Source organism: uncultured Campylobacter sp. (assembly GCF_938041645.1).
GTDB lineage: Bacteria > Campylobacterota > Campylobacteria > Campylobacterales > Campylobacteraceae > Campylobacter_B.
The window spans coordinates 37974-58561 of the sequence record NZ_CALIST010000037.1 but is presented as its reverse complement, the minus strand read 5'-3'; the positions used below and the strand labels follow the sequence as shown (position 1 = coordinate 58561).

Genomic DNA, 20588 nt, shown 5'->3' with positions numbered 1-20588 from the left:
CAATGAAAAATTTAATCATCGTAGAATCCCCGGCAAAAGCCAAAACGATCAAAAAATTTTTAGGCGATGACTACGACGTCGTCGCTTCCAAGGGGCACATCCGCGATCTACCGCAAAAAAAATTCGGCATTAAAATCAAAGATAAAAGCTTCGAGCCCGAATACGAAATCAGCGCCGATCACGATCAGATCGTAAAGCAGATAAAGACGCTCGCTAAAAAGGCGGATCAAATTTACCTCGCGACGGATGAGGACCGCGAGGGCGAGGCGATCGCCTATCATATCGCCGCTTCGATCGGCAAGCAGGCGCAGGAGCTACCGCGCATCGTGTTTCATGAGATCACCAAAAGCGCAATCTCAAACGCGCTAAGCTCGCCGCGCAAGCTGAATATCGCAAGCGTAAACGCCCAACAAGCGCGCCGCCTGCTCGATCGCATCGTGGGCTACAAACTAAGCCCGCTTTTAAATTTAAAGATCCAGCGCGGTCTAAGCGCGGGTCGCGTCCAAAGCGCCGCGCTTAAGATCGTCGTCGATCGCGAGCGCGAAATTTTAAATTTCAAGCCGGTAGAATTCCATAGCATCGACGCGGTTTTTAAGAAGGACTTGGAGGCCGAGCTCGTAGAATTTCGCGGCGAGAAGATGGAAAAACTCTCGGTCAAAAACGCGGCGCAGGCTAGCGAGATCGTCCTGACGCTGCAAAAAGACAGATTTAGCGTAGATAGTATCGAGAGCAAATCGCGCAAAACGAACCCCTACCCGCCGTTTATGACCTCGACGCTACAACAGGCGGCGAGCACGGCTTTGGGCTTTAATCCGCGCAAGACGATGAGTCTCGCGCAGAGCCTTTACGAAGGCGTCAATACCAAAAACGGCGGCGCGATCACCTATATGCGAACCGACTCGCTAAATATCGCCAAAGAAGCGATCGCGGCGGCTCGCGAGCTAATCGGCGAGCGCTTCGGCGAAAAATATCTGCCCAAAAGCGCGAATTTATACGCTACCAAAAGCAAAGGCGCGCAGGAAGCGCACGAAGCGATAAGGCCTACCGATCTAAAGCTTACCCCCGAGCTCGCGCAAAAAATCCTGCCTCGCGACGAATACCGCCTTTACGCGCTCATCTATAACCGCTTCATAGCCTCGCAGATGAGCCCTAGCGTCTCGCAGATCCAAACGATCATCGTGCGCGGCGAAGCGGGCGCGTTTAAGATCAGCGGGCGCAAGGTGGAATTTGACGGATTTTACAAGGCTTACGGCGATCTGGATAAGGATAAAATTTTACCGAGCCTTAGCGCGGGCGACGCGATGAGCCTGCAAAGTCTAAGCTCGCAGCAGCATTTCACCGAGCCGCCGGCGCGCTATTCGGAAGCGAGCCTCATCAAAAAGCTCGAAAGCCTCGGCATTGGCAGGCCCTCGACCTATGCGCCTACCATCTCGCTGCTTACGGCGCGCAACTACGTAAATATTGAGCAAAAGCATCTGGTGCCGAGCGAGATCGCCTTTAAGATCACCGAGATGCTGGAGCAAAATTTTAAAAATATCGTCGATAGCGAGTTTACCTCCAAAATGGAGGAGAAGCTCGACGACATCGCCGAAAACAAAGCGGACTGGCAGCAAATTTTAGCGGATTTCTACTACCCTTTTATGGACGAGATCGCCAAAGGAAAAACCTCGATCGCAAGCCAAAAGCTAGCCGAAAAGATCGGCGAAGCATGCCCGAACTGCGGCGGCGAGCTACTTAGGCGCCAGGGCAGATTTGGCGAGTTCATCGCCTGCTCGAACTATCCGAAGTGCAAATACTCGCGCAACGCGGACGCCAGCGCCGAGGGGGCGAGCGAGGAGAAGGCGGCGCCCGAAGTGCTAGATGAGAAATGCCCACAGTGCGGTAAAAATTTGATCAAGCGTAAGGGCAGATACGGCGAGTTTATCGCTTGCGAGGGCTATCCGAAGTGCAAATACTCGCGCAAAATCGAGGGCGCGGCAAAGGAGAAAAAACCGCTCGTCTCCACGGGCATCAAGTGCCCGAGCTGCGGCACGGGCGAGATCGTCGAGCGTTTCTCCAGACGCGGCAAATTCTACGGCTGCACGAACTACCCTAAATGCGGCTTTGTGAGCAACTACGCGCCGATCGCGCGCGCATGCCCGCAGTGCGGTAACTCATACATGCTCCGCAAAGAGCTGAAAAAAGGCAACTTCGCCGAGTGTCCGCAGTGCAAGCTTAAAGAAGAGATCGATTGATAATAGGCGTCATCTCGGACTCTCATCGCGAAACAAAGGTCGCTGCAAGCGCCATAGAATGGCTGCTCGCGCGCGGAGCCGATCTGCTCGTGCACGCAGGCGACATCGTCGAGAGCGAGACGCTGAGGCTTTTGCGACAAAGCGGCAAGCCCTACTTTGCGGTTTTAGGGAACAACGACGAAGCGCTTGCTGAGCTAAAAAACGACTTCAACCTATACGACGAGCCCTTTTGCACGGAGTTTGCAGGGCTGCGACTAAAAATAATGCACCATCCGTTTTATCTCTTTGACGAGGAGCCCGCGGCGCAAAACGAAGCAGACGGACTAAATTTAGGCGCGGATTTGGATTTGGGTACAGGCGCAGATCGCGCGGTAAATTTTCGCAAGGATTACGGCGCGGACCTAGCCAAAAATTCTAGCTTTAGCGACGAAGCGAGCGGTGACCTGAATTTAGGCTCAGGCTGCGAGATAGATCGCAGGGGAATTTTAGTCGCAAATTCTAAAGCGGCGGGTCGCTCGGTAAATTTAAACTCAAATTTTAATGCTGCGAGTGCAGATAAAATTTTAAACGGCGCGCGCCGTGCAGACGAAAATTTCAAAAACGCGCATAAAGCGAGCGTAAATTTAAAAAGTGGGCAATCCGCGGGTTTAAATGCGAGCTTGAGCTTGAATGCAGGCGCGAACTCAAACGTAAATTTAGACTTAGGCGCGGACCTTGCTTCGGGCTCGAACGCAAATTTAAACTCAAATGCAAGCGCAAATTTAGCCGCTGATATGAGCCCAGATATGAATTCTAAAGCAAGCTCAAGTGCCAATCGCGCAGTAAATTTAACGGCGCCGAGCTTAAGCGCAAATTTAGCCACGCCAAACTCATGCGTAAATTTAGTCGCACCAAACTTAAACTCAAATTTGACCGCGAGTTTGAGCCCCAATACAAGCGGCGAAAGTAAAAATCGGGGCCTGTGCGGGCGAGGCGCGGATAGAATTTCAACTATCAAAATTTACGGCCACACCCATTTTTTCGCCGCAGCGATGGATAAAAACGGCGCGCTCGTGCTAAATCCGGGCGAGATTTGCGGGCGCAAAAAGCGGCTTTTCGAGTTTGCTTACGTCGTGGCACAAGAGCAAAAATTGCGTGCATCTCGTCTCCGTTCGCAGCGCAAAGAACTATAAAGCGAATGAAAGGAAGTCTTGAAATGATACGAAAAGCCCCTGAGCAACCAGAGAAAATGCTAGAAAGATACGAAAAAATTCTAAAACAGCGTGGGAAAAATATAAAAGGGTGCGAGGCCAAAGCGTATGAATGAAATTTACGTCCTAATCGCGCTATCGTTTTTGATCTTTGCTTCGCCCTTTTTGGCTAGCTTAGCTAGAATTCCGCTCTCGCCTATGGAGATCATGCTTGGCATCATAGCCGCAAATTTAGGGCTTTTGCCGCCAAGCGCAACCTTCGATCTAGCCGCGCAGATCGGCTTTTGTTACCTTATGTTTTTGACGGGCTGCGAGGTGGATTTTCGCGCGCTGCTTGCGATGCCGCGTAAAATTCTGCGGCTAATCCTAATCTTTTTGGCGCTGCTTTATATCCTAAGCGCGCTTGCGGTTTGGGTGTTTGAACTGCCGCAGATGCTTATCATCGCAGCGCCTCTGATGAGCGTCGGGCTGCTTTCGGCGCTGTATAAGGAATACGGCAAGGATCAGGCGTGGCTCAATCTCGCGATGCCCGCGGGCGTGATCGGCGAACTCATCAGCATCGCCGTCCTCACAGTGGGCGGCATCTACCTTAAAAACGGCTTCGGCGTCGAGATGGCGCTTCATATCGGCGCGCTTTTGGGCTTTTCGGCGGCCGCTCTAGCGGTTTTTAAAGGACTTGAAATTTTATTTTGGTGGTTTCCCGCGCTAAAAACGGTCATCATGCCCAAATACGACAAAAACGAAAAGGACGTGCGATTTGCGATGGCGCTGTTTTGCCTCATCTGCGCGGGGGTGATGCTTTTGAGGCTTGAGGTCGTCATCGGCGCCTTCATCGCAGGCACCTTCCTGCCGACCTTTTTCTCGCACAAGGACGACCTCATCGAGAAGCTATCGTCGTTCGGCTTCGGCTTTTTGGTGCCGATATTTTTCATACACACCGGAGCCGTGATCAAGCTAGAAGCGCTTCTTATGCCCGGAGTGATGAGCTTTGCCGTAAGCCTAGCGGCGCTGATGTTTGGCATCAGGCTGCTTGCGAGCGCTACGTTTTTAAGCACCCTAGGGCGCAAAGGCGCGGCGCTTTTCGCACTATCGCTTTCTATGCCTCTGACGCTAGTGATCGCCACGGCGACGCTTTTTTACTCCACCGCCGCGATCTCGCAAGAGATATACTTCGCGATGATCATCGCCTCGCTCATAGAGGCGCTTGCGTCGATGATTTTGATAAATTTTATTTACAAGAAATTTTAGGGCGGGAATTTTAAAATTTTGAAATTATAGGATTTTGGAATTTTAGAATTTCAAAATTTCGCGAAATTTTAGAATTCTATAAAATTTGATTTGATACGGGACTAAGATGGAGTTAAATTTAAAGCCCTATTTTGCGCCGCGATCGGTTAGGTCTTGGAGTTCCATGGTGTAGTTTTCTTTTTGCCATGTTCCGGCATAGCCATAAGCTTTCAAAATTTTAAATAGCAAAGCTACTATATCCTTTTCGAAAAGAGCATTTGTGCTTTTTGGATTTAGTTCCAAAAGTTGCCAAATTCTATGAAGCTTTTTGCCTTCATCGAATATATAATCCAATGTGACCTCAACAACTTCACCTTTATGATATAAAATCCAAATGCCTTTAGCAAGGCTTGCATGATCATAGTCTGGATCGGGAAAACTATATACTGGCATTAGCCAACAATCCGCATTTCGATCAATAGTCCAATCAAGCTCGTTAATAAAAGTCTCATAGTATGGATTATATTTGTAGTAAATTTCACTCAATCCATACTTTTTATCATCCTCTTTAGTGATGGTTGCATTTTCAAACGCCACTCTCTCCTCCTCAAGAAATTTTAATAATTTTAGATTTTACGATCGGTTAGGTCTTGTAGCTCCATAGTATAATTCGGCTCCTCTCCGAACAAATCACGATCTCTATATACCTCTAAAATTTCTTTTAGTAAATGCAAAATATCTTGCTTATTAAGACTTTGCGTATGATTTGGTTTTAAATCTAGGAGTTTCCAGATTCTATGAAATTTTTCTGGTTTTAAAGTTCTGTTTTTAATAATTTCATAATCCATAATCAACTCTAGTAATTCATTATTATAATATAGAATCCAAATAGTCTCTGTACTAAGAGCATGATCAAACTCATTACTAGGAAAGTTATGAAGACACCACATCCAACAATTTCTACTTTTGTCAATAGTCCATTTTCGTTTATTAATAAATTCTTTATACGGCGGATTATATTTATAAAATATTTCACTCAATCCATACTTCTCATCATCCTCTTTTGTGATGATTGCATTTTCAAATACCATTCTCTCCTCCTCAAGAAATTTTAATAATTCTAGATTTTACGATCGGTTAGGTCTTGGAGCTCCATGGTGTAGTTTGGGATTTGCTCCCATATGCCATCATATCCATATGTTTGCAAAGCATTATCTAGAAGTATAATTATTTCATCCCTTGAAATCAATTTAGTTTGTTTTGGATTTAGATCAAGTAGCTGCCAAATTCTATGAAATTGCTTAGGTCTTAGCGCCCTATTGATGTCATAATCAAGGACAACTTCAATAATTTCACCTTTATAATATAAAATCCAAATAGCTTTAACAAGAGTTCCATGTTCATATTCGGGATCGAGGAAATAAAAGATATCCCATAGCCAACAATCAAGCTCTCTGTTTATCACCCAATCTTGTTTATTGATAAAAACTTCGCGTTTCGGATTATATTTGTAGTAAATTTTACTCAATCCATACTTCTCATCATCCTCTTTGGTGATGGTTGCATTTTCAAAAGCCATCTACACTCCTTGGAATTTAAAATTTAGCGTGCAAGCGAAAATTTCAAGTGCAAATTTATGCAAAATTTTGCGACGCAATCGAAAATGGTAAGCGTGGAAATTCCAAACTCGCCGCGCTTAAAGATAGACCGGCGAGATTGCCGCGACCGCTAACTCTGCTCGCCGCGGATATATTTGCTTTCGCTAGCCGCGGCAAAGCAAATGCGGCTTCGTTAGCAAAGCTAGCGATAAAATTAATCGCAACCCATCTGCAAGAAGCATAACTGCACGATTTGTGGGCGAGCTAACAAAGCCAAAGCGAGCCGATTAAAATTTAAGCTTTAGCTTGCGGCGCTTAAAAGCCGACTTAAGCCTAGACGCGATGCGAGCGATATGCCGCGACGCGGCGCCTAAGCTTTAAGCTACATTAAGACCGGAATTTTGGTCTTTTGCAGGAAGTATTTCGACGCGCCGCCTAAAAAGATCTCCTTTATGCCGCTGTCTGAGTGCAAGCCCGCGACGATGAGGTCAAAATCGCCGGCATCGGCGTACTCTAGCAGCACCTGCCCCGGGATCTTACCCTCGACATTCAGTGCCTCGAAAACGTTGATTTTAATGCCGTGCAGAGCCAGATAATCGCTTATGCGGCGCTTCGTTTCGGAAACGTCGTCTTGAAGATAGTGGTTTGCGGTAATGACGGTGATAGATTTGGCGCGCTGTAAAAGCTCCAGCCAATTATCGAGCGCTCGCGCAGACGCCGCAGTACCGGTAAGCGAGACCAAAATTTTATCCGCCCTAAACTCCTTCAGCTTGCGCGGTATGACGATGCAAGGCTTGCCGCTTTTGGTGACCGCCGCCTCGAACGTGCCCGTGATAGAGCCCGTAGGCGGCACCGAGACTAACACCAAATCGCAATATTTGGAGTATTTCTCGACCAGCTCGGAACGGATGCCCACCATATGCCTCAAAGCGGCGCTATTTGGGACGTGATCGTCGTCGCTTTGATCTAGGCCTAGCTTGGCGCATTCAGTGTCGAAGATAGCTTTGATCACCTCGCGCTCGGCCCTCATCTCATCGCCCGCGGATTTTAAAAATTCCTCCATCAACACGCCGCCTTTTAGCGTCATGCGGACGTTGTAAATCATCTTAGGATCGAGCTGGCACGCCATTATGTTTATGTGTGTACCGAAAAATTTATTCACGAGTAGCGCTCCGTGTATGCGCTCGGCTAGCTCCTCGCCGCCGCCGATAGGGAAAAAAATCTTTTTAAGCTGCATCTCATACTCCTATTAAAATTTTAAGCTAATTCCAGTGAAATTTTAGTGCCTTTCTGATCGGTCACGCGCACTCGCACCACGTCGCCCGCCTTGTAAGGCGTCGTGATAAATTTAGCGCGCAGCAATCCGTCCACGCCGTCTCGTAGCGAGATAAAGGTGCCGAAATCCAGCACGCTTTGCACCACGCCGTCAAACTCCTCGCCGATCTGAAATTTTACCTCTTTGCGTTCACCGCGCGGCTTACGAAAATCGCGAGAATTTGAAACTATCGATAAAATTTTCTCTTTCGCGCCCGATACGCCGCTAGCTTTGGCGCCTTGAATCTTGACCTCACCCTTTTCTCGATCCAGATCGATATTTACGCCGAAGCTTTCGGTGATCTCTTTGATGACCTTGCCGCCCTGACCGATGATGTCTGGGATTTTGCTCGCCTCGACGCTAAAAATTTCAAGCTTCGGAAGCACGTCCTCGTTTATAACGATCGCCGTATCCGCCTGCTCCATAAGGCCCAAAATATGCGCACGAGCCTGCTTTGCCTGCGCGAGAGCCTCTTTTAAAACCTCCAGGCTGATGCCGCCGAGCTTGATATCCATCTGAAGCGCGGTGATGCCCTCATAGGTGCCCGCGACCTTAAAATCCATATCGCCGTCGTGATCCTCAAGCCCCATTATGTCGGTTAGCACGGCGTGTTTTTCGCCCTCAAAAATCAAGCCCATCGCAACGCCCGCAACGAGCTTTAGCGTAGGTACGCCTGCTGCCCGAAGCGATAGCGCGCCGCCGCAGACCGAAGCCATCGAGCTTGAGCCGTTGCTCTCTAAAATTTCGCTCACCACGCGGATGGACTGCGGCGAGTTTAGATCGATGCTCGGATACAGCGCTCTTTTGGCTAAATTTCCATGTCCCAGCTCGCGTCTGCCCGGGCTTTTGAGCGGGCTTGCTTCGCCGACGCAAAAGCCGGGGAAGTTGTAATTAAACATAAATCTATCGCCGATCGGCTCGAGCTGCGTTAGGCTGTCGCTTAGCTGCGCGTCGCTATCGCCGCCTAGCGTGGTGACGACCAAAGCCTGCGTCTGCCCGCGCGTAAATAGGCAGCTTCCATGCGCGCACGGCAGAATATTTGTCTCGATACTGATCGGGCGCACCTCATCAAGCGCGCGTCCGTCGGCTCTGCGGCGATCCTCGATGATCTGCGTGCGGATGATGCCGCGCTTATACTTGCCGATGACGCTGGAGATCACCTCTTGGCTCCATTCATTTTGCGCCGCGGCTTCGGTAGTTAAAATTTGATCCACGATTTTATTTAGCTCGGTAGCGCGCTCGCTCTTTGCCATCTGATTGATCGCCGCTTTAACGGCGTCTTTGTAGTTCGCGTCAATAAAATCCGCGATATCCTCATCCTCAATCTCGGGCTTGTACTCCAGGCTCGCATCGGGCTTTTTAAGCGGCAAAAAAGCCTCTTCGTAGGCGCCCGAGCCCGCGCTTATCGCCTTTGCGGCAAAATCGATCGCATCCACCATCAGATCTTCGCCAAATTCATTCATCTGCTGCGCGCCGCCGTTAATCTGCGGCAGGGAGCGCATCTCGATCATCAAAAGCTCATCGCCGACGCCGGCTACGTAAAGATCGAGCGCGCTAGCTTTAAGCGCGGAGTTGCTAGGATTTAAGATGAAGCTTCCGTTTTGATAACCTATGCGCACGCCGCAAACGGGCGCCTTAATCGGGATGTCGCTAAGATACAGCGCTGCAGACGCCGCATTAAGAGCGACGACTTGCAAATCAACCTCCGGATCTGCCGATAGCACGTAAACTACGATCTGCGTCGGATATGCGTATCCCTTTGGAAAGAGCGGGCGCAGCGAGCGGTCTATGATGCGGCTGGTAAGCGTCTCAAAATCGCCCGGCTTGGTCTCGCGCTTGATATAGCCTCCCGGGATTCTGCCTGCCGCGTACATCTTTTCGATATATTGCACAGTAAGGGGCAAAAAATCCTCCTGCACCTGCGTCTCTTCGCGCGCTACGGTAGCTAGCACGACGGTATTTTTTACGCGCAAAAGCGCCGCGCCCGCGGCTTGCTTTGCGACCTTATTGATATCGAAAATTTCGGTATTGCCATTTACTTCAATTTTGCACTGCATTAATTTTCTCCTTGTTTTTGTTAGTCTCGTGAAACGGCAGATAAAGCGGGCATTTGTTTAAAATTTGCATTATCTCCTCCGCGCTTGAGAGTGTTTTTTCTTTGTAATAAAAATCCACATTCACAAAATCTCTGATCTTATGAACAGCATAAATTCCATCTACTAGCATGGCGATCTCGTCTGCATTATCGCTGCCGATAACGGGAGTGGCATAAAAGATCGCTTTGGCGTTTAAGCTTACGAGCGTCTTTATGCAAGTAAGTGCGGTCAGCCCGCTCTCACACCCCTCATCTACCAAGATGACGTTTTTTTTCTCTAAATTTCCCAAAAGCTCGCCCTTGCGAAATTTATACATGTTTTTTAAAATTTTCTCCTCATAAAGTCTGTTTGCCTGTCCGTAAACATAATCCAGGCTGATGCCGAAGCTTCGCACGAGCTCATCTACCATCACGATCTCTTGGGTTTCGCTTACGCACGCGATCGCGCATTCCGGATTATTGGGCGCCAAAACGGGCTCTGTGAATAAAAACTCATAATGAAGCCCCAGCTTTAGAGCAAGATGATTTGCGATAGGAAGCGACTCCAGAGACTGAGCGATTATCAGAAAATTTTCATTTTTTATCACTGTAGCGGGTAAAATTTCTGCGAGTTTCATCGCGGCGTCGATTTGGTTTTCAAACATCAGCTCAGCTCTAGGCGTCATTATTTTTCGCTTCCGTATTCACTATCTACTGAAAAATCATACCCTACTCCGCCGAATGGATAGAAATTTACGAGAAAGTAAATTCCGCGCTCCTTACTTGCTTTGCTGTAGCCCGTCGTACTGGTGTTTTTAGGCTCGATATCCTCTTGATACACAAAAGAGTAATTCCAGCATTTGCGCGTATGAGAAAGTCCCACGCGCCACATTTTAGAATAAGATCGCTCCAAATCGTAATCCCAACGACCGAAAATTTTATTATTCCTAGGCAAATTTACCGAAGCGTTTACGATGCCGTAGTTATCTTTCGTATAGCGTTTGGGCTCCATGCTAAGTTTTTCATATTCGTAAGCGTGACTAAGTCCAAAGCTAAAATCGTCGTTAGAGTAGTTGGCGTAAGTATAGACCTTATCAAAGCTTTTATATTTATGCGAGTAGGTAAAGCGATTTCCGATATTTAGCCCATTTGCAAAATACGCATCGATGCGGTGTTCTAAATCGTCGAACTCATGATCGTCGAAGTCATATCGCTGCTTGACGCTATGGCGTAAAAATTTACGTCCGTCTTCATTATAGAAAAACTGCGTCATACTTAAAGCTGCATTTTCGTGGGTGTATTCGTCACTAAGCTCGCTTAAGAAGTTATCCTCCCAATAAAGCGAGTCTTGCAAGTTACCTAGCCGCGAACGATCTACTGCACCGCGAGCAAGGTCGTATTTATACTGATGATACTTTAAAATTCTATCCTCGATGTCGCCTTGCTGCCATCCGGGAATTCTAAAATCCGCTCTCCAGCTCATCGTATGATACAAGCTATCGTAAGCCCTGGCTACGTCGGTGTAGAGCGAAAGCTCGGTGTATTGATTAGCGTAGAAAGTGCTTTTATCCTCGTCAAGATCTCCGTTTGCGTAGTAGAATTTATCGTGCCAATCGATATTAGTCATATACACTCGCTCGGTAAAGGCGAAATTTAAATAATCCGCCAGTAGTGGCGTGCTTATACTAATCGGCACGTCAAACTCGTATTGGCGAGCAGTCGCGCCCTCCCATCTGGTATAATTACGCGCCTTCGCATCAAGCGAATAGATCAAATTTGGCAGTCCCAAATCATTACTAAATTTATGATATTGCAGCGTCGGAAGCTCTTGGACGGTATCTTCGTTGCGGAAGGTATTATCGGCGTTTAGCTTGCTTGTATCGATATAGTAGCGTCCGTAAGCGCCAAAATAGTGCTCGTCACCGGTCAAATAATAATTCAGCCGTGAAGTTACGAGCGAGTTATCCGCATCGTTGCCAAGACCTCCCTTTTCCTTCAGATCGTAATACTCCAGATCGTTTAGCTGGGTAAAATCGATCCATAAATTTTCGCGCAGATCGCCGTCTAGCAGATAGGTCGCAAGCTTGCTGCGATCGTATTGCACTTCAAAGCCGTGGTGACGCTCGTTTTTGTATTCGAGGCGCTTTTGCGCTCGCGAGAAGTTATCGAAAACTCCACCCCTGATCTCGCCGTAAGAATACGGCGACTCCGTAAATCGAAATGTCCCGTATACGCCAAAGCCCCTTCTGCTGCGCACCTGCGGATCGAGCTGAAAATCCCAGCTGTCGTAAGGCGCAAAATAGATCGGTTGCTTGTAGTAAATCCCCTCCTTGCTGATGTAGCCGGCCTCTGGAGGCAGTAGGCCCGTACGGCGCGTGCGATCAGTCGGAAAGCCGAAATACGGCAGATAGAGCACCGGCACGTCGCCCACGTAAAATCTCGGATTGAAAAGATGGAGGAATTTGCTCTCTTTATTAAGCATGCCGCTGCTAAATTTGATACGCCAATCAGGATCGGTAACGTTGCAACTAGATACGCTGGAGCCCTCCACGCGGTAATACTCGCTGTCGCTGCAACTGGCGTCGTTTTGCATCCAAAGCTCAGAGTCCTTGTCCATCATAAAATTTACGTAGGCTTGCTGCTTATCGTTTTTCAGATCGATTTTGACATGCTGCGCGCGCGTAGTTTCGCTGCTGCCGCGCATCGCATTGACGTTGCCGAAAAGCTCGATGATGCCGTTTTGTTCGTCGTATGTAGCGCGATCGGCGGTGATAAAGTAGTCCTGCGAATACACCGTTACGTTGCCACTAGCCTCCGTCAAAAAGCCCTTTTTCTCGACATTATCTGCTATAAGCTCGACGTCTTGGACCTTTGCGCTCGCACTGCTTGCTAAAAGAGCGCTAAAACTAAGCGCTAGAATTTTAAATTTTTTACTCTTTTTCAATCTCTACCACCAATGTTTTCGCCGCCATATCATGCAGGCTCTGACGCGAGTTCGTAAAAAGCGCCACCAAAAATCCCATATAAAAGATCATCTCGCTTATCAACCTAACCGCCGCGCGGATCGCTGCAGTAGCGATATCCATAGAGCTGCCGTCAGCGCGGACGCAATAAATTTTAACCGCAAGCTTGCCTAGCGTCGCGCCGTATAGATAGACAAAAATCGCTTGATATAAAAATTTTATTATCGCGTAATGCAAAATGAATTTTGACGCGATCTTTTGTACCTCAAGATTGCTTCCACTCTGCGCCGCTGCGACAAGCTCTGGCTCGTCGATAGCAAATAGCACAACCACAAAAAGCGTTACGCTCACCGCTTCGTCGATACTAAACGCAATTACGCGCTTGCTAAGCGGAGCGACGATCAAATTTTATCTCTTAAGGCTTGGTGCGCGATATCGCGCCTATACTGCGCGCCGCTAAATTTTATATTTTCGCACAGCGTGTAAGCCGCATCGCGCGCCTGCTTTAGGCTCTGCGCGACACCCACGCCTACCAAAACGCGTCCGCCGCTAGCGTAAATTTGCCCCTCCCGCTCGCTCACGCCTGCATAGCAGATATGCGCGTCCGCGGGAATTTCGCCGACCTCGATCAACGCAGGCTGTGAAGAGCCGTAAGGGTAGCGCTCGCTAGCCATCACGACGCCCACCGCAAATCGCTCTTTTAAGCTTATGCTGCTTAGCTTGCCTACGGCGGCGTTGTATAAAATTTCGCTCAAATTTCCGTCAATTAGCGGCATCAAAACCTCGCACTCCGGATCGCCGAAGCGGACGTTGTACTCCAGCACGTAAGGCTCGCCGCCCACGATCATAAGCCCCACGAACAGCACGCCGCAAAATGGCGCGCCCTGCTGCCGCATCCCTTTTAGCGTAGGTGCTACGATCTCGCTCCCCACTCTTTTTATCAGCGCGGCATCCGCTAGCGGGCTTGGCGCATAAGCTCCCATGCCGCCGGTGTTCGGACCCAGATCGCCGTCAAGAAGCTTCTTGTGATCCTGCGCCACGGGCAGGCTTACGAAATTCTCTCCGTCGCAGATCGCAAAAAAGCTCAGCTCGAAGCCCTCTAAAAACTCCTCCACGACGACGCGCTTGCCCGCTTCGCCGAAGCTTTCGCCGCTTAGCATATCTGCAGCGGCTTTTTTAGCTTCATCTTTGGAATTTGCGATGATGACGCCTTTGCCTGCGCACAAGCCGTCCGCTTTAACCACTACGCGGCCGTCTAGGGTATCGATAAATTTTGAAATTTCGGAGAGATCGTCGCTGCTTAGAAATTTTGCGGTTTTAATATGATTTCGCGCCAGAAAGTCCTTCATATAGACCTTAGAGCCCTCTAGCTTCGCCGCAGCGGCGCTAGGACCGAATATCGCTAGACCTTGCGCTTTGAAAATATCCACGATACCTTTTGTAAGCGGCTCTTCGGCGCCCACGACGGTAAGAGCTACCTCGTTGTTTTTCGCAAAGAGCGCGAGTTCATAAAAATCTTTTAAATCTAAATTTTTACCGAGCGCCTTTGTAGCGCCGTTCCCTGGAGCAAAATACAGATTTAAAACGTTTTTATCCTCGCGAAGTCTTAGCCCGATCGCGTATTCTCTACCGCCGCCGCCGATTATTAGGATATTCAATGAAGCCTCCGTAACGTAAAAAACCCAAGTGAGCGTTGCGTAAAAAGAATCGGCTCAAACAAAGCCAATCTTGCAACTAGGAAAAATCTCTAGGTCGCAACCCGTAACTTTAAAAAAGCTCGAGCCGAGCCGCGTCACACGGACCTCTCACGTCGTCGCTTATACAAATATGTTGAACCCTCATATAAAACGCTCTCGCTTCACCCAGGCTTGGGCAAAATTATAGTCAAAATTTGCTTAAACTATGGCAAAAGCGCCAGATCGACGCAGGATTTTATCGACATTCTTTCGCAGATTATCGGCTCGCAAACCTCGCTCAAAACGCCCGCCGTCGTCCTGCCGATACAGATCGCCTTGTAGCCCTCGTCCCAGCCGAAATTTGCGGTAAAGCCGCGAACGTTTTTAGGCGAGGTAAAAATCAGCGTACTGCCTTGCGGCGGCTTTGCGGCGGCGGGGAGGCTAAGGATGCAATTTTCGTAGGCGATCACGCTTTGCAGCCGCACGCCGGCGCTAGATAGAATTTGCTCCAGCCTCGATACCGTCTCGCGCGCGCGCAGATACAGCGCGTCTCTGCCCTGCAAGAGCGGCGCGATCTCCGCGGCAAACTCATTTCCGTGCCCGTGTTGCGCCACAAAAATATCGCGAAATCCAAACTCGCGCGCAGCCGCCGCACACGGCTCGCCGATAGCGTAAACGGGCGTATCTAAATCGACCGAAATTTCATTAAATTTTATCGCCGCCACCGCATTTTTGGAGGTAAAAATTAGCGCGCCCGTCTGCGCAGGCAGGCTAAATTTGAGAAATTTTATCTCGCAGACCGCAAGCTGCCTCACCTGCGGATGATCAAATCTCGTATTAGACACCAGATATATCAAAACGCCACCTCTAATTTTAATTTTATACAACTAGTATATTTCCATCTTTAAAAAGTTAATTATAGAGTTTGGTTGAAGATACTTTTGCGCTTTTATGTCTTAGTTTCATATATTAAAGGCTTCTTTTACCTCCCAACCTCTTTTTTATAATTATTCTCCGATTTTCTACTTCATTATTTTTTCATAAAATAGAATAAAAATTTTGCCTAACAATGGTAAAATTTCGAATCAATTTATTTTTCTTGCAAAATCTCTTTCAGTTATTCCTCTTTCTCGAATCTCAACTCTCTTGTTCTCGGGTGCTGAAGTTTCTATTTCTTCTTCGGTTCGATATTTTTTTCCAAAATAAATATCTTGCCAATAAGCAATCGTGTTTGCGTTTCTTCCATCAGATGTTCTTGTTATAGTTTTTTTAGTGCTAGGTTTTATTATTTTAACCTCATTACTCTCCAGTATAGATAACCTATCTTGAACACTACTAGCTTTCATTTTTAGTTTTGGAATTTCCAAAACTCCCAAGCTCTCGTTTGTGTCAGGATCAAAGATTTCATCATCTTTTTCAAAAATAATAAATATATCTCCAACTTTAACACCATCTAAATCGCCTTTGTTTATGGCCACTCTATGACTATCTATTATTTTTACAATTCGTGCTTCCATTATTAATTTTCTCCTTGTAAGTTTAAAAATTTTTTCGATATCACTTCTTCAATATCACTTTCTTTGAGTTGTAAACTAAAATACAAACTACTATTATACTGCTTTGGCAGAGGTTTATCAATTCGATACAAAATTTGAATATGGCATGTCTTATCATTACCCTGTACATATTTTACAATGCCTATACCGACAAATACCTCAATATTTTCACTATCTATAAAGTAAAGCCTTATAATATCATTATAGGTTAATTTAATGGATGATTTATTTAAAAATAGCTCGTTGCCATCCACCTCTCTATGTAAGGGTCTAAGTTTAAGTTTTTTAATTAAGCTATAATCTGTCACATACTGCCTCATATTATACAAGTAACCAACAAGTATTGAGACTACGATTAGAAAGATGAAAATAAACAAAATAAGCCACTTAATACTTATTAAGTCGCCCACATTAACAAATAAAGTAACCATAGCTGATAAAAAACCAGATACGCCTATAATAATGGCAATTATATGTGCTTTGAGATACTCAAGCATCAGATACCTTTTTATAAAAATTTTATACTGCTATATTTAAGCAAAATAATTCAAATTTTCAGCCACCCGTTTAAAATTTCAATCTGCGCCGCCACGCTCTCGTTCGCCGTGCCTCCTTGCGACTTGCGCGCCTCTTTGGAAGCATTTAGATCAAGAAATTTAACCGCGCCCGCGTCCAAGCTCTCATCCACGCTTGCAAGCTGCTGCGCATTTAGCTCGCTCAAATCCAGGCCCAAATTTTCCGCATACGCCACGGCCTTGCCCGTGATGAAATGCGCCTGGCGAAACGGCACGTTTTTCTCCCGCACGAGATAGTCGGCTAGATCGGTTGCCGTGAGGTGCCCGCACCTGGTCATTGCTAGCATATTTTGCTCGTTAAATTTAGCCGTTTTTAGCATCTGTTTTAAAATTTCAAGGCTCGCAAGCGCGGTGGCGACGCTGTCAAAAACGCCCTCCTTGTCCTCCTGCATGTCCTTGTTGTATGCTAGCGGCAAGCCCTTCATCACCGTTAGCAGCGCGACGAGATTGCCGTTTACGCGCCCCGTTTTGCCGCGGATGAGCTCGGCGACGTCGGGGTTTTTCTTCTGCGGCATGATCGAGCTGCCCGTGCTGTAGGCGTCGCTGATCGTGATAAAGCCGAACTCCTGAGAGCTCCACAAGATGAGTTCCTCGCACAAGCGCGACGCATGCGTCATCAGCACGCTTACGTTAAACAAAATCTCCAGCGCGAAGTCGCGGTCGCTGACGCTATCCATCGCGTTTGGCGTCACTCCCGCAAAGCCGAGCTGCTGCGCGACCAGCTCGCGGTTTATAGGGTGCGGCGTGCCGGCAAGAGCGGCGGAGCCCAGCGGACAGAGGTTGTTTCGCTCGCGCGAGCTGGCAAAGCGATCGTAGTCGCGGCGAAACATAAACGCGTAAGCTAGCAAATGATAGGCAAGGCTCACGGGCTGGGCGTGCTGAAGGTGCGTGTAGCCGGGCATCAGCGTGTCCGCATGCTCGCTAGCGATATCTCGTAGCGCGGCGACTAGCTCGCGAGTTTTTTCGGCAACCTGAGCGCCGCTTTTGAGCACGTAGAGGCGAAAATCAAGCGCGACCTGATCGTTTCTGCTGCGCGCGGTGTGCAGCCTGCCGCCAAGATCGCTTCCGATAAGCTCGCTTAGGCGCTTTTCGACCGCCATGTGGATGTCCTCGTCGGCGGTTTTAAACTCAAATTTACCGCTTTTTATCTCTTCAAACACGGCGTCAAGCCCCGCGGCGATCTTTTCGCTCTCGTCAGGCTTTAAGATCCCGCAAGCACCGAGCATCCGAACGTGCGCCTTGCTGCCTGCGATATCCTCCTGCCAAAGCGCCTTATCAAAGCCGATCGAGGCGTTAAACTCCTCCAAAAGCGCCGAACTCGCCTCGCTAAAGCGCCCCTCCCACATTTTTTTCACGCTCGCTCCTTCGTTTAAATTTTCGGTGATTTTATAAAATTTTAAATCTCGCCACACAAGATTTGGGGGCGAGAAAAAAGGCTAAAGCGCGGTAAATTCCTAAAAACGCGCTTGCCGCTTCGCACACTAGACTCTAGACTTTGGAATTTACTGCGCCTCAAGTTTAGCGATTCAAAAGCGCTTGCTAGCTTATTCGATCCACTTTACTACGTCATCCATGCTGCGGCGGATCTTTTGCGGCTGTGGATTTACGCGGTAGCCGAAAGGCACGAGTAGCGCCACGCGACGCTCATTCCATTTTAGATTCAAAATCTCTCCGAGCGCTGCGCGATCAAAGCCCTCCATCGGGCAGCTGTCGATGCCGCGACTTGCGGCCTCGTTCATCATCGCCAAAGCCGGGAACATGCACTGCGCGTGCGACCAATTAAATAGCTCCTCATCGTCGTTGTGAAAATAACCGCTTAAAAAATCTTGATAAAATTTATGCCTGTCGCCGATATATTTGGGCGCTTCATCTTTTTTACGCGTAATCATTCGCTCGATATAATCACTTCCTAGCTTTATGTCCTTGATCTTTGCTAAAATCACAACCAGATGTGAGCAAGAGGTGATCTGCGGCTGATTCCACGATTTTTCGCGGATCTGCTCGCGCAACGCCTTGTTTTGCACAACCAAAAAGTTCCATTGCTCTAGCCCCGTAGAACTAGGTGCTAAGATGCCTGCCTGCAAAATGGCGTCAAAATCGGCTTTACCGATCTTTTTATTCTCGTCAAAAATTTTGCACGCGTGGCGAAATTTCATAATCTCTAAATGCGTCATAGCCTCTCCTTAATTAGAATTTTTGTAGATCAAATACCCGCCATCTTTGCGTCTGATGCTGAGGTTACCCTCATGTGAGCGCACGCCGATGCGGTAGTAGCCGTCCTCTTTGGTGACGTTGATGTCGCTAAAACCGCCGATATTTACAGCAAAGCTCGCGCCGCTAAGTGGGATCTCTTGGCGCCAAAACTCCGCTTCAAGCGTGCCCGAAGCATTTGCATCGGAGCTTTTGAAATCATCTGCGGTGATTAGTTGCACGCTGTCTTTGCGGATGACAAATTTCAATCCGTCATCAAATTTAAGCGTCTCTAACGGTAGCTCCAGGCGCGGCGCGAAGCTAGGCGTGATGCCACTTTGCGAGGCCTGCTTTTGTAAATTTGGATCAGTCGAAGTAACCGAGACGTCCAGTGCCCTATGTAGCGCGGGTTTGGCGCTAGCGCTTAGCACGAAGTCATCGTGCCAATCAATCGAGCGATTGACATCAACGATCTTTTCGTGCAGGACCCCGTCGTCGTCCCTATATCGCACAATTAAGCTTTCGATCGTAAGGGCGTCGGAGGGAAGCGCAAAGGTTTGCTGCGTAAAATTTTTAGGCGCGGGAGTATTTTGCGACGCGGCGGCGGAGCTTTGCGCCGGATTGGAATTTTGCGGAGCAGATTGCGCGTTTTGTTGCATAGTGGAGTTTTGCACCGTAGAATTTTGAGCTGTAGAATTCTGTGCCGCTTTGAAATTTTGCGCTATCGTAGAATTTGGCTCGCTTACTTCTGGCACGATCGGTAACTCATCAGGAGGCGGAAGCATCGCAACTGAAGGCTGCGCAGAAGAGTTCAGCTCCGTTTTAATGACCTGCAAAGGAGCGCCGATGCCCGCTTTGGGGCCAGGAGCTTTTTTTTCGGTCTGCGAGAGCTGTGCGCTCACGGCTTTTTTGGCGGCGCTTGCTTTAATACTGGAATTAGCTTCTGCGGCGCTTTTTTGCATTGCTGCGGTAGGGCTTTTAGATGTTTCAGGTTTCATTACAGCTTGCTTTTTAGCGTTTGGGCTTTGTGCACCTGTCCTTGGCCCTTTAATCGCCAAATTGGTAGAATTTTGCTCTTTTACCGCGACGATGCTGAGTTTCGTAGCGTTTGAATTTGCGCCATTTAAATTCTCAGCGTTTAAAAAAGCGCAAAGACCTAAAATTAGCAAAGAAATTTTTCTCATTTTTTAAGGTCCGGATCGAGCGAGCGACGCTCTAAATAAAGCTTTTGCAGTTCGGCGTTTTCCTCTTTTAGCCGCTCGACGTCGGTGAATAAAAACGCCTTTTCTTTTTGCAGCTGGCGCAGCACCTCAAACGATCGTTTGCCAAACAGCACGTCACCCACAAAGATGCCCGCAAAAACGACGCAGACGATCAGCGCAAGAGCTGCAAAAATCTGCTTAAGCGGCGAAAACGGATTGATAAAATTCAGCCGTTCTTTTAAATTTTTACGCTTTTTTAAAGCTTTTTTTGCGGCAGGATCTGCGTTTTGCGGCGCAAAAGAAAATCCTTGCGTAGCAGGATTTATGTCTTGCGCTGCAAAGCTCGTGCCTTGAGAGCCGTAGTCTACGCTCTGAGCCGCAAAATCCGCGTCGTTTGGGAAGCAGTTTTCTTTAGCGTATAACTCTGCATTCTTTAAATCGCTGCTCCCAATAAATTCCGCGCTGTAAAAGCCCGCGTCTGCTTGCATATTGCCTTCGTAGTTTCCGCTTGCAGCGGAGCTTTTGCCACTTAAATTAGAGCTGCTGCTTGTGGCTTCAGAGGCAGAACCTGCTTCGTCTATACCGCGCGAAGCTCCGTTGCGATTTTTCCGGAAGCCAGCCCCTACCTCGCTAAAGCCTCCGCCAAAATTTTCATCGCTATAAAATTCTTCATCGTCAAAAAAATCGTCCTCGTCAAAGTCTGCGTCTGAATATCTGCCTTGCGTGCCCGTATAGGTGCGCTGCGCGCCGCCTTTTAAGCCCCGCTTGGACTTTTTTTTAAAAAACAT

At 48.0% G+C, this 20588-nt stretch carries 19 protein-coding genes; 3 read left to right on the top strand and 16 right to left on the bottom strand.

Annotation, left to right across the window (positions count from 1 at the left end; translation table 11 throughout):
• The first annotated feature begins 2 nt into the window (after positions 1 to 2).
• The 3 genes from topA (at position 3) to Q0600_RS05890 (ending at position 4672) form a co-directional block, all read left to right on the top strand.
• Complete coding sequence (topA, locus tag Q0600_RS05900) at positions 3 to 2234, top strand: type I DNA topoisomerase (protein ID WP_298758040.1); 2232 nt, start codon at positions 3 to 5, stop codon at positions 2232 to 2234.
• Complete coding sequence (locus tag Q0600_RS05895; RefSeq protein ID WP_298758039.1) at positions 2231 to 3406, top strand: metallophosphoesterase family protein; 1176 nt, start codon at positions 2231 to 2233, stop codon at positions 3404 to 3406. The genes topA and Q0600_RS05895 overlap by 4 nt, the downstream gene beginning before the upstream one ends.
• Before the next feature lie 126 nt (positions 3407 to 3532).
• The gene (locus tag Q0600_RS05890; RefSeq protein WP_298758036.1) at positions 3533 to 4672 is read left to right on the top strand and encodes a cation:proton antiporter; all 1140 of its coding nucleotides are present in this window, start codon (positions 3533 to 3535) and stop codon (positions 4670 to 4672) included.
• Positions 4673 to 4798: 126 nt separating this feature from the next.
• Here the strand turns inward: Q0600_RS05890 and Q0600_RS05885 are convergent, their stop codons facing one another.
• The 16 genes from Q0600_RS05885 to Q0600_RS05810 form a co-directional block, all read right to left on the bottom strand.
• The gene (locus Q0600_RS05885) at positions 4799 to 5248 is read right to left on the bottom strand and encodes a hypothetical protein (protein ID WP_298758033.1); all 450 of its coding nucleotides are present in this window, start codon (positions 5246 to 5248) and stop codon (positions 4799 to 4801) included.
• A 29-nt stretch (positions 5249 to 5277) separates the two neighbouring features.
• Positions 5278 to 5742 (bottom strand): hypothetical protein, encoded by a 465-nt coding sequence (locus Q0600_RS05880; protein WP_298758030.1) that lies wholly within the window; start codon positions 5740 to 5742, stop codon positions 5278 to 5280.
• Positions 5743 to 5771: 29 nt separating this feature from the next.
• On the bottom strand, positions 5772 to 6230 hold the full coding sequence (locus tag Q0600_RS05875) for a hypothetical protein (protein WP_298758027.1): 459 nt from the start codon (positions 6228 to 6230) through the stop codon (positions 5772 to 5774).
• A gap of 401 nt (positions 6231 to 6631) precedes the next feature.
• Positions 6632 to 7486 carry a universal stress protein gene (locus tag Q0600_RS05870; RefSeq protein ID WP_298758024.1) on the bottom strand — a complete coding sequence of 285 codons (855 nt, stop codon included), beginning with the start codon at positions 7484 to 7486 and terminating at the stop codon, positions 6632 to 6634.
• A gap of 20 nt (positions 7487 to 7506) precedes the next feature.
• Entirely contained in the window at positions 7507 to 9621 is a 2115-nt protein-coding gene (locus tag Q0600_RS05865; RefSeq protein ID WP_298758019.1) for a polyribonucleotide nucleotidyltransferase, read from the bottom strand.
• Positions 9605 to 10324, bottom strand: coding sequence for a phosphoribosyltransferase family protein (locus Q0600_RS05860; protein ID WP_298758017.1), 720 nt, complete (start codon positions 10322 to 10324; stop codon positions 9605 to 9607). Before Q0600_RS05860 ends, Q0600_RS05865 begins: the two co-directional genes overlap by 17 nt.
• On the bottom strand, positions 10324 to 12582 hold the full coding sequence (locus Q0600_RS05855; RefSeq protein ID WP_298758014.1) for an LPS-assembly protein LptD: 2259 nt from the start codon (positions 12580 to 12582) through the stop codon (positions 10324 to 10326). Before Q0600_RS05855 ends, Q0600_RS05860 begins: the two co-directional genes overlap by 1 nt.
• A complete protein-coding gene (locus tag Q0600_RS05850) occupies positions 12569 to 13006 on the bottom strand; it encodes an RDD family protein (protein ID WP_297882073.1) in 438 nt (145 codons plus the stop codon). Before Q0600_RS05850 ends, Q0600_RS05855 begins: the two co-directional genes overlap by 14 nt.
• Positions 13003 to 14259, bottom strand: coding sequence for a phosphoribosylamine--glycine ligase (gene purD / locus Q0600_RS05845; RefSeq protein WP_298758011.1), 1257 nt, complete (start codon positions 14257 to 14259; stop codon positions 13003 to 13005). The genes Q0600_RS05850 and purD overlap by 4 nt, the downstream gene beginning before the upstream one ends.
• Before the next feature lie 242 nt (positions 14260 to 14501).
• A complete protein-coding gene (locus Q0600_RS05840; RefSeq protein ID WP_298758008.1) occupies positions 14502 to 15134 on the bottom strand; it encodes a uroporphyrinogen-III synthase in 633 nt (210 codons plus the stop codon).
• 228 nt (positions 15135 to 15362) lie between these two features.
• The gene (locus Q0600_RS05835; RefSeq protein ID WP_298758005.1) at positions 15363 to 15794 is read right to left on the bottom strand and encodes a hypothetical protein; all 432 of its coding nucleotides are present in this window, start codon (positions 15792 to 15794) and stop codon (positions 15363 to 15365) included.
• Positions 15795 to 15796: 2 nt separating this feature from the next.
• Complete coding sequence (locus tag Q0600_RS05830; protein ID WP_297900925.1) at positions 15797 to 16330, bottom strand: hypothetical protein; 534 nt, start codon at positions 16328 to 16330, stop codon at positions 15797 to 15799.
• A 50-nt stretch (positions 16331 to 16380) separates the two neighbouring features.
• Complete coding sequence (argH, locus tag Q0600_RS05825) at positions 16381 to 17754, bottom strand: argininosuccinate lyase (RefSeq protein ID WP_298758070.1); 1374 nt, start codon at positions 17752 to 17754, stop codon at positions 16381 to 16383.
• A gap of 198 nt (positions 17755 to 17952) precedes the next feature.
• Complete coding sequence (locus Q0600_RS05820; RefSeq protein ID WP_298758003.1) at positions 17953 to 18582, bottom strand: NAD(P)H-dependent oxidoreductase; 630 nt, start codon at positions 18580 to 18582, stop codon at positions 17953 to 17955.
• Positions 18583 to 18591: 9 nt separating this feature from the next.
• Complete coding sequence (locus tag Q0600_RS05815) at positions 18592 to 19596, bottom strand: hypothetical protein (RefSeq protein ID WP_298758001.1); 1005 nt, start codon at positions 19594 to 19596, stop codon at positions 18592 to 18594.
• 182 nt (positions 19597 to 19778) lie between these two features.
• A complete protein-coding gene (locus Q0600_RS05810) occupies positions 19779 to 20588 on the bottom strand; it encodes a hypothetical protein (protein WP_298757998.1) in 810 nt (269 codons plus the stop codon).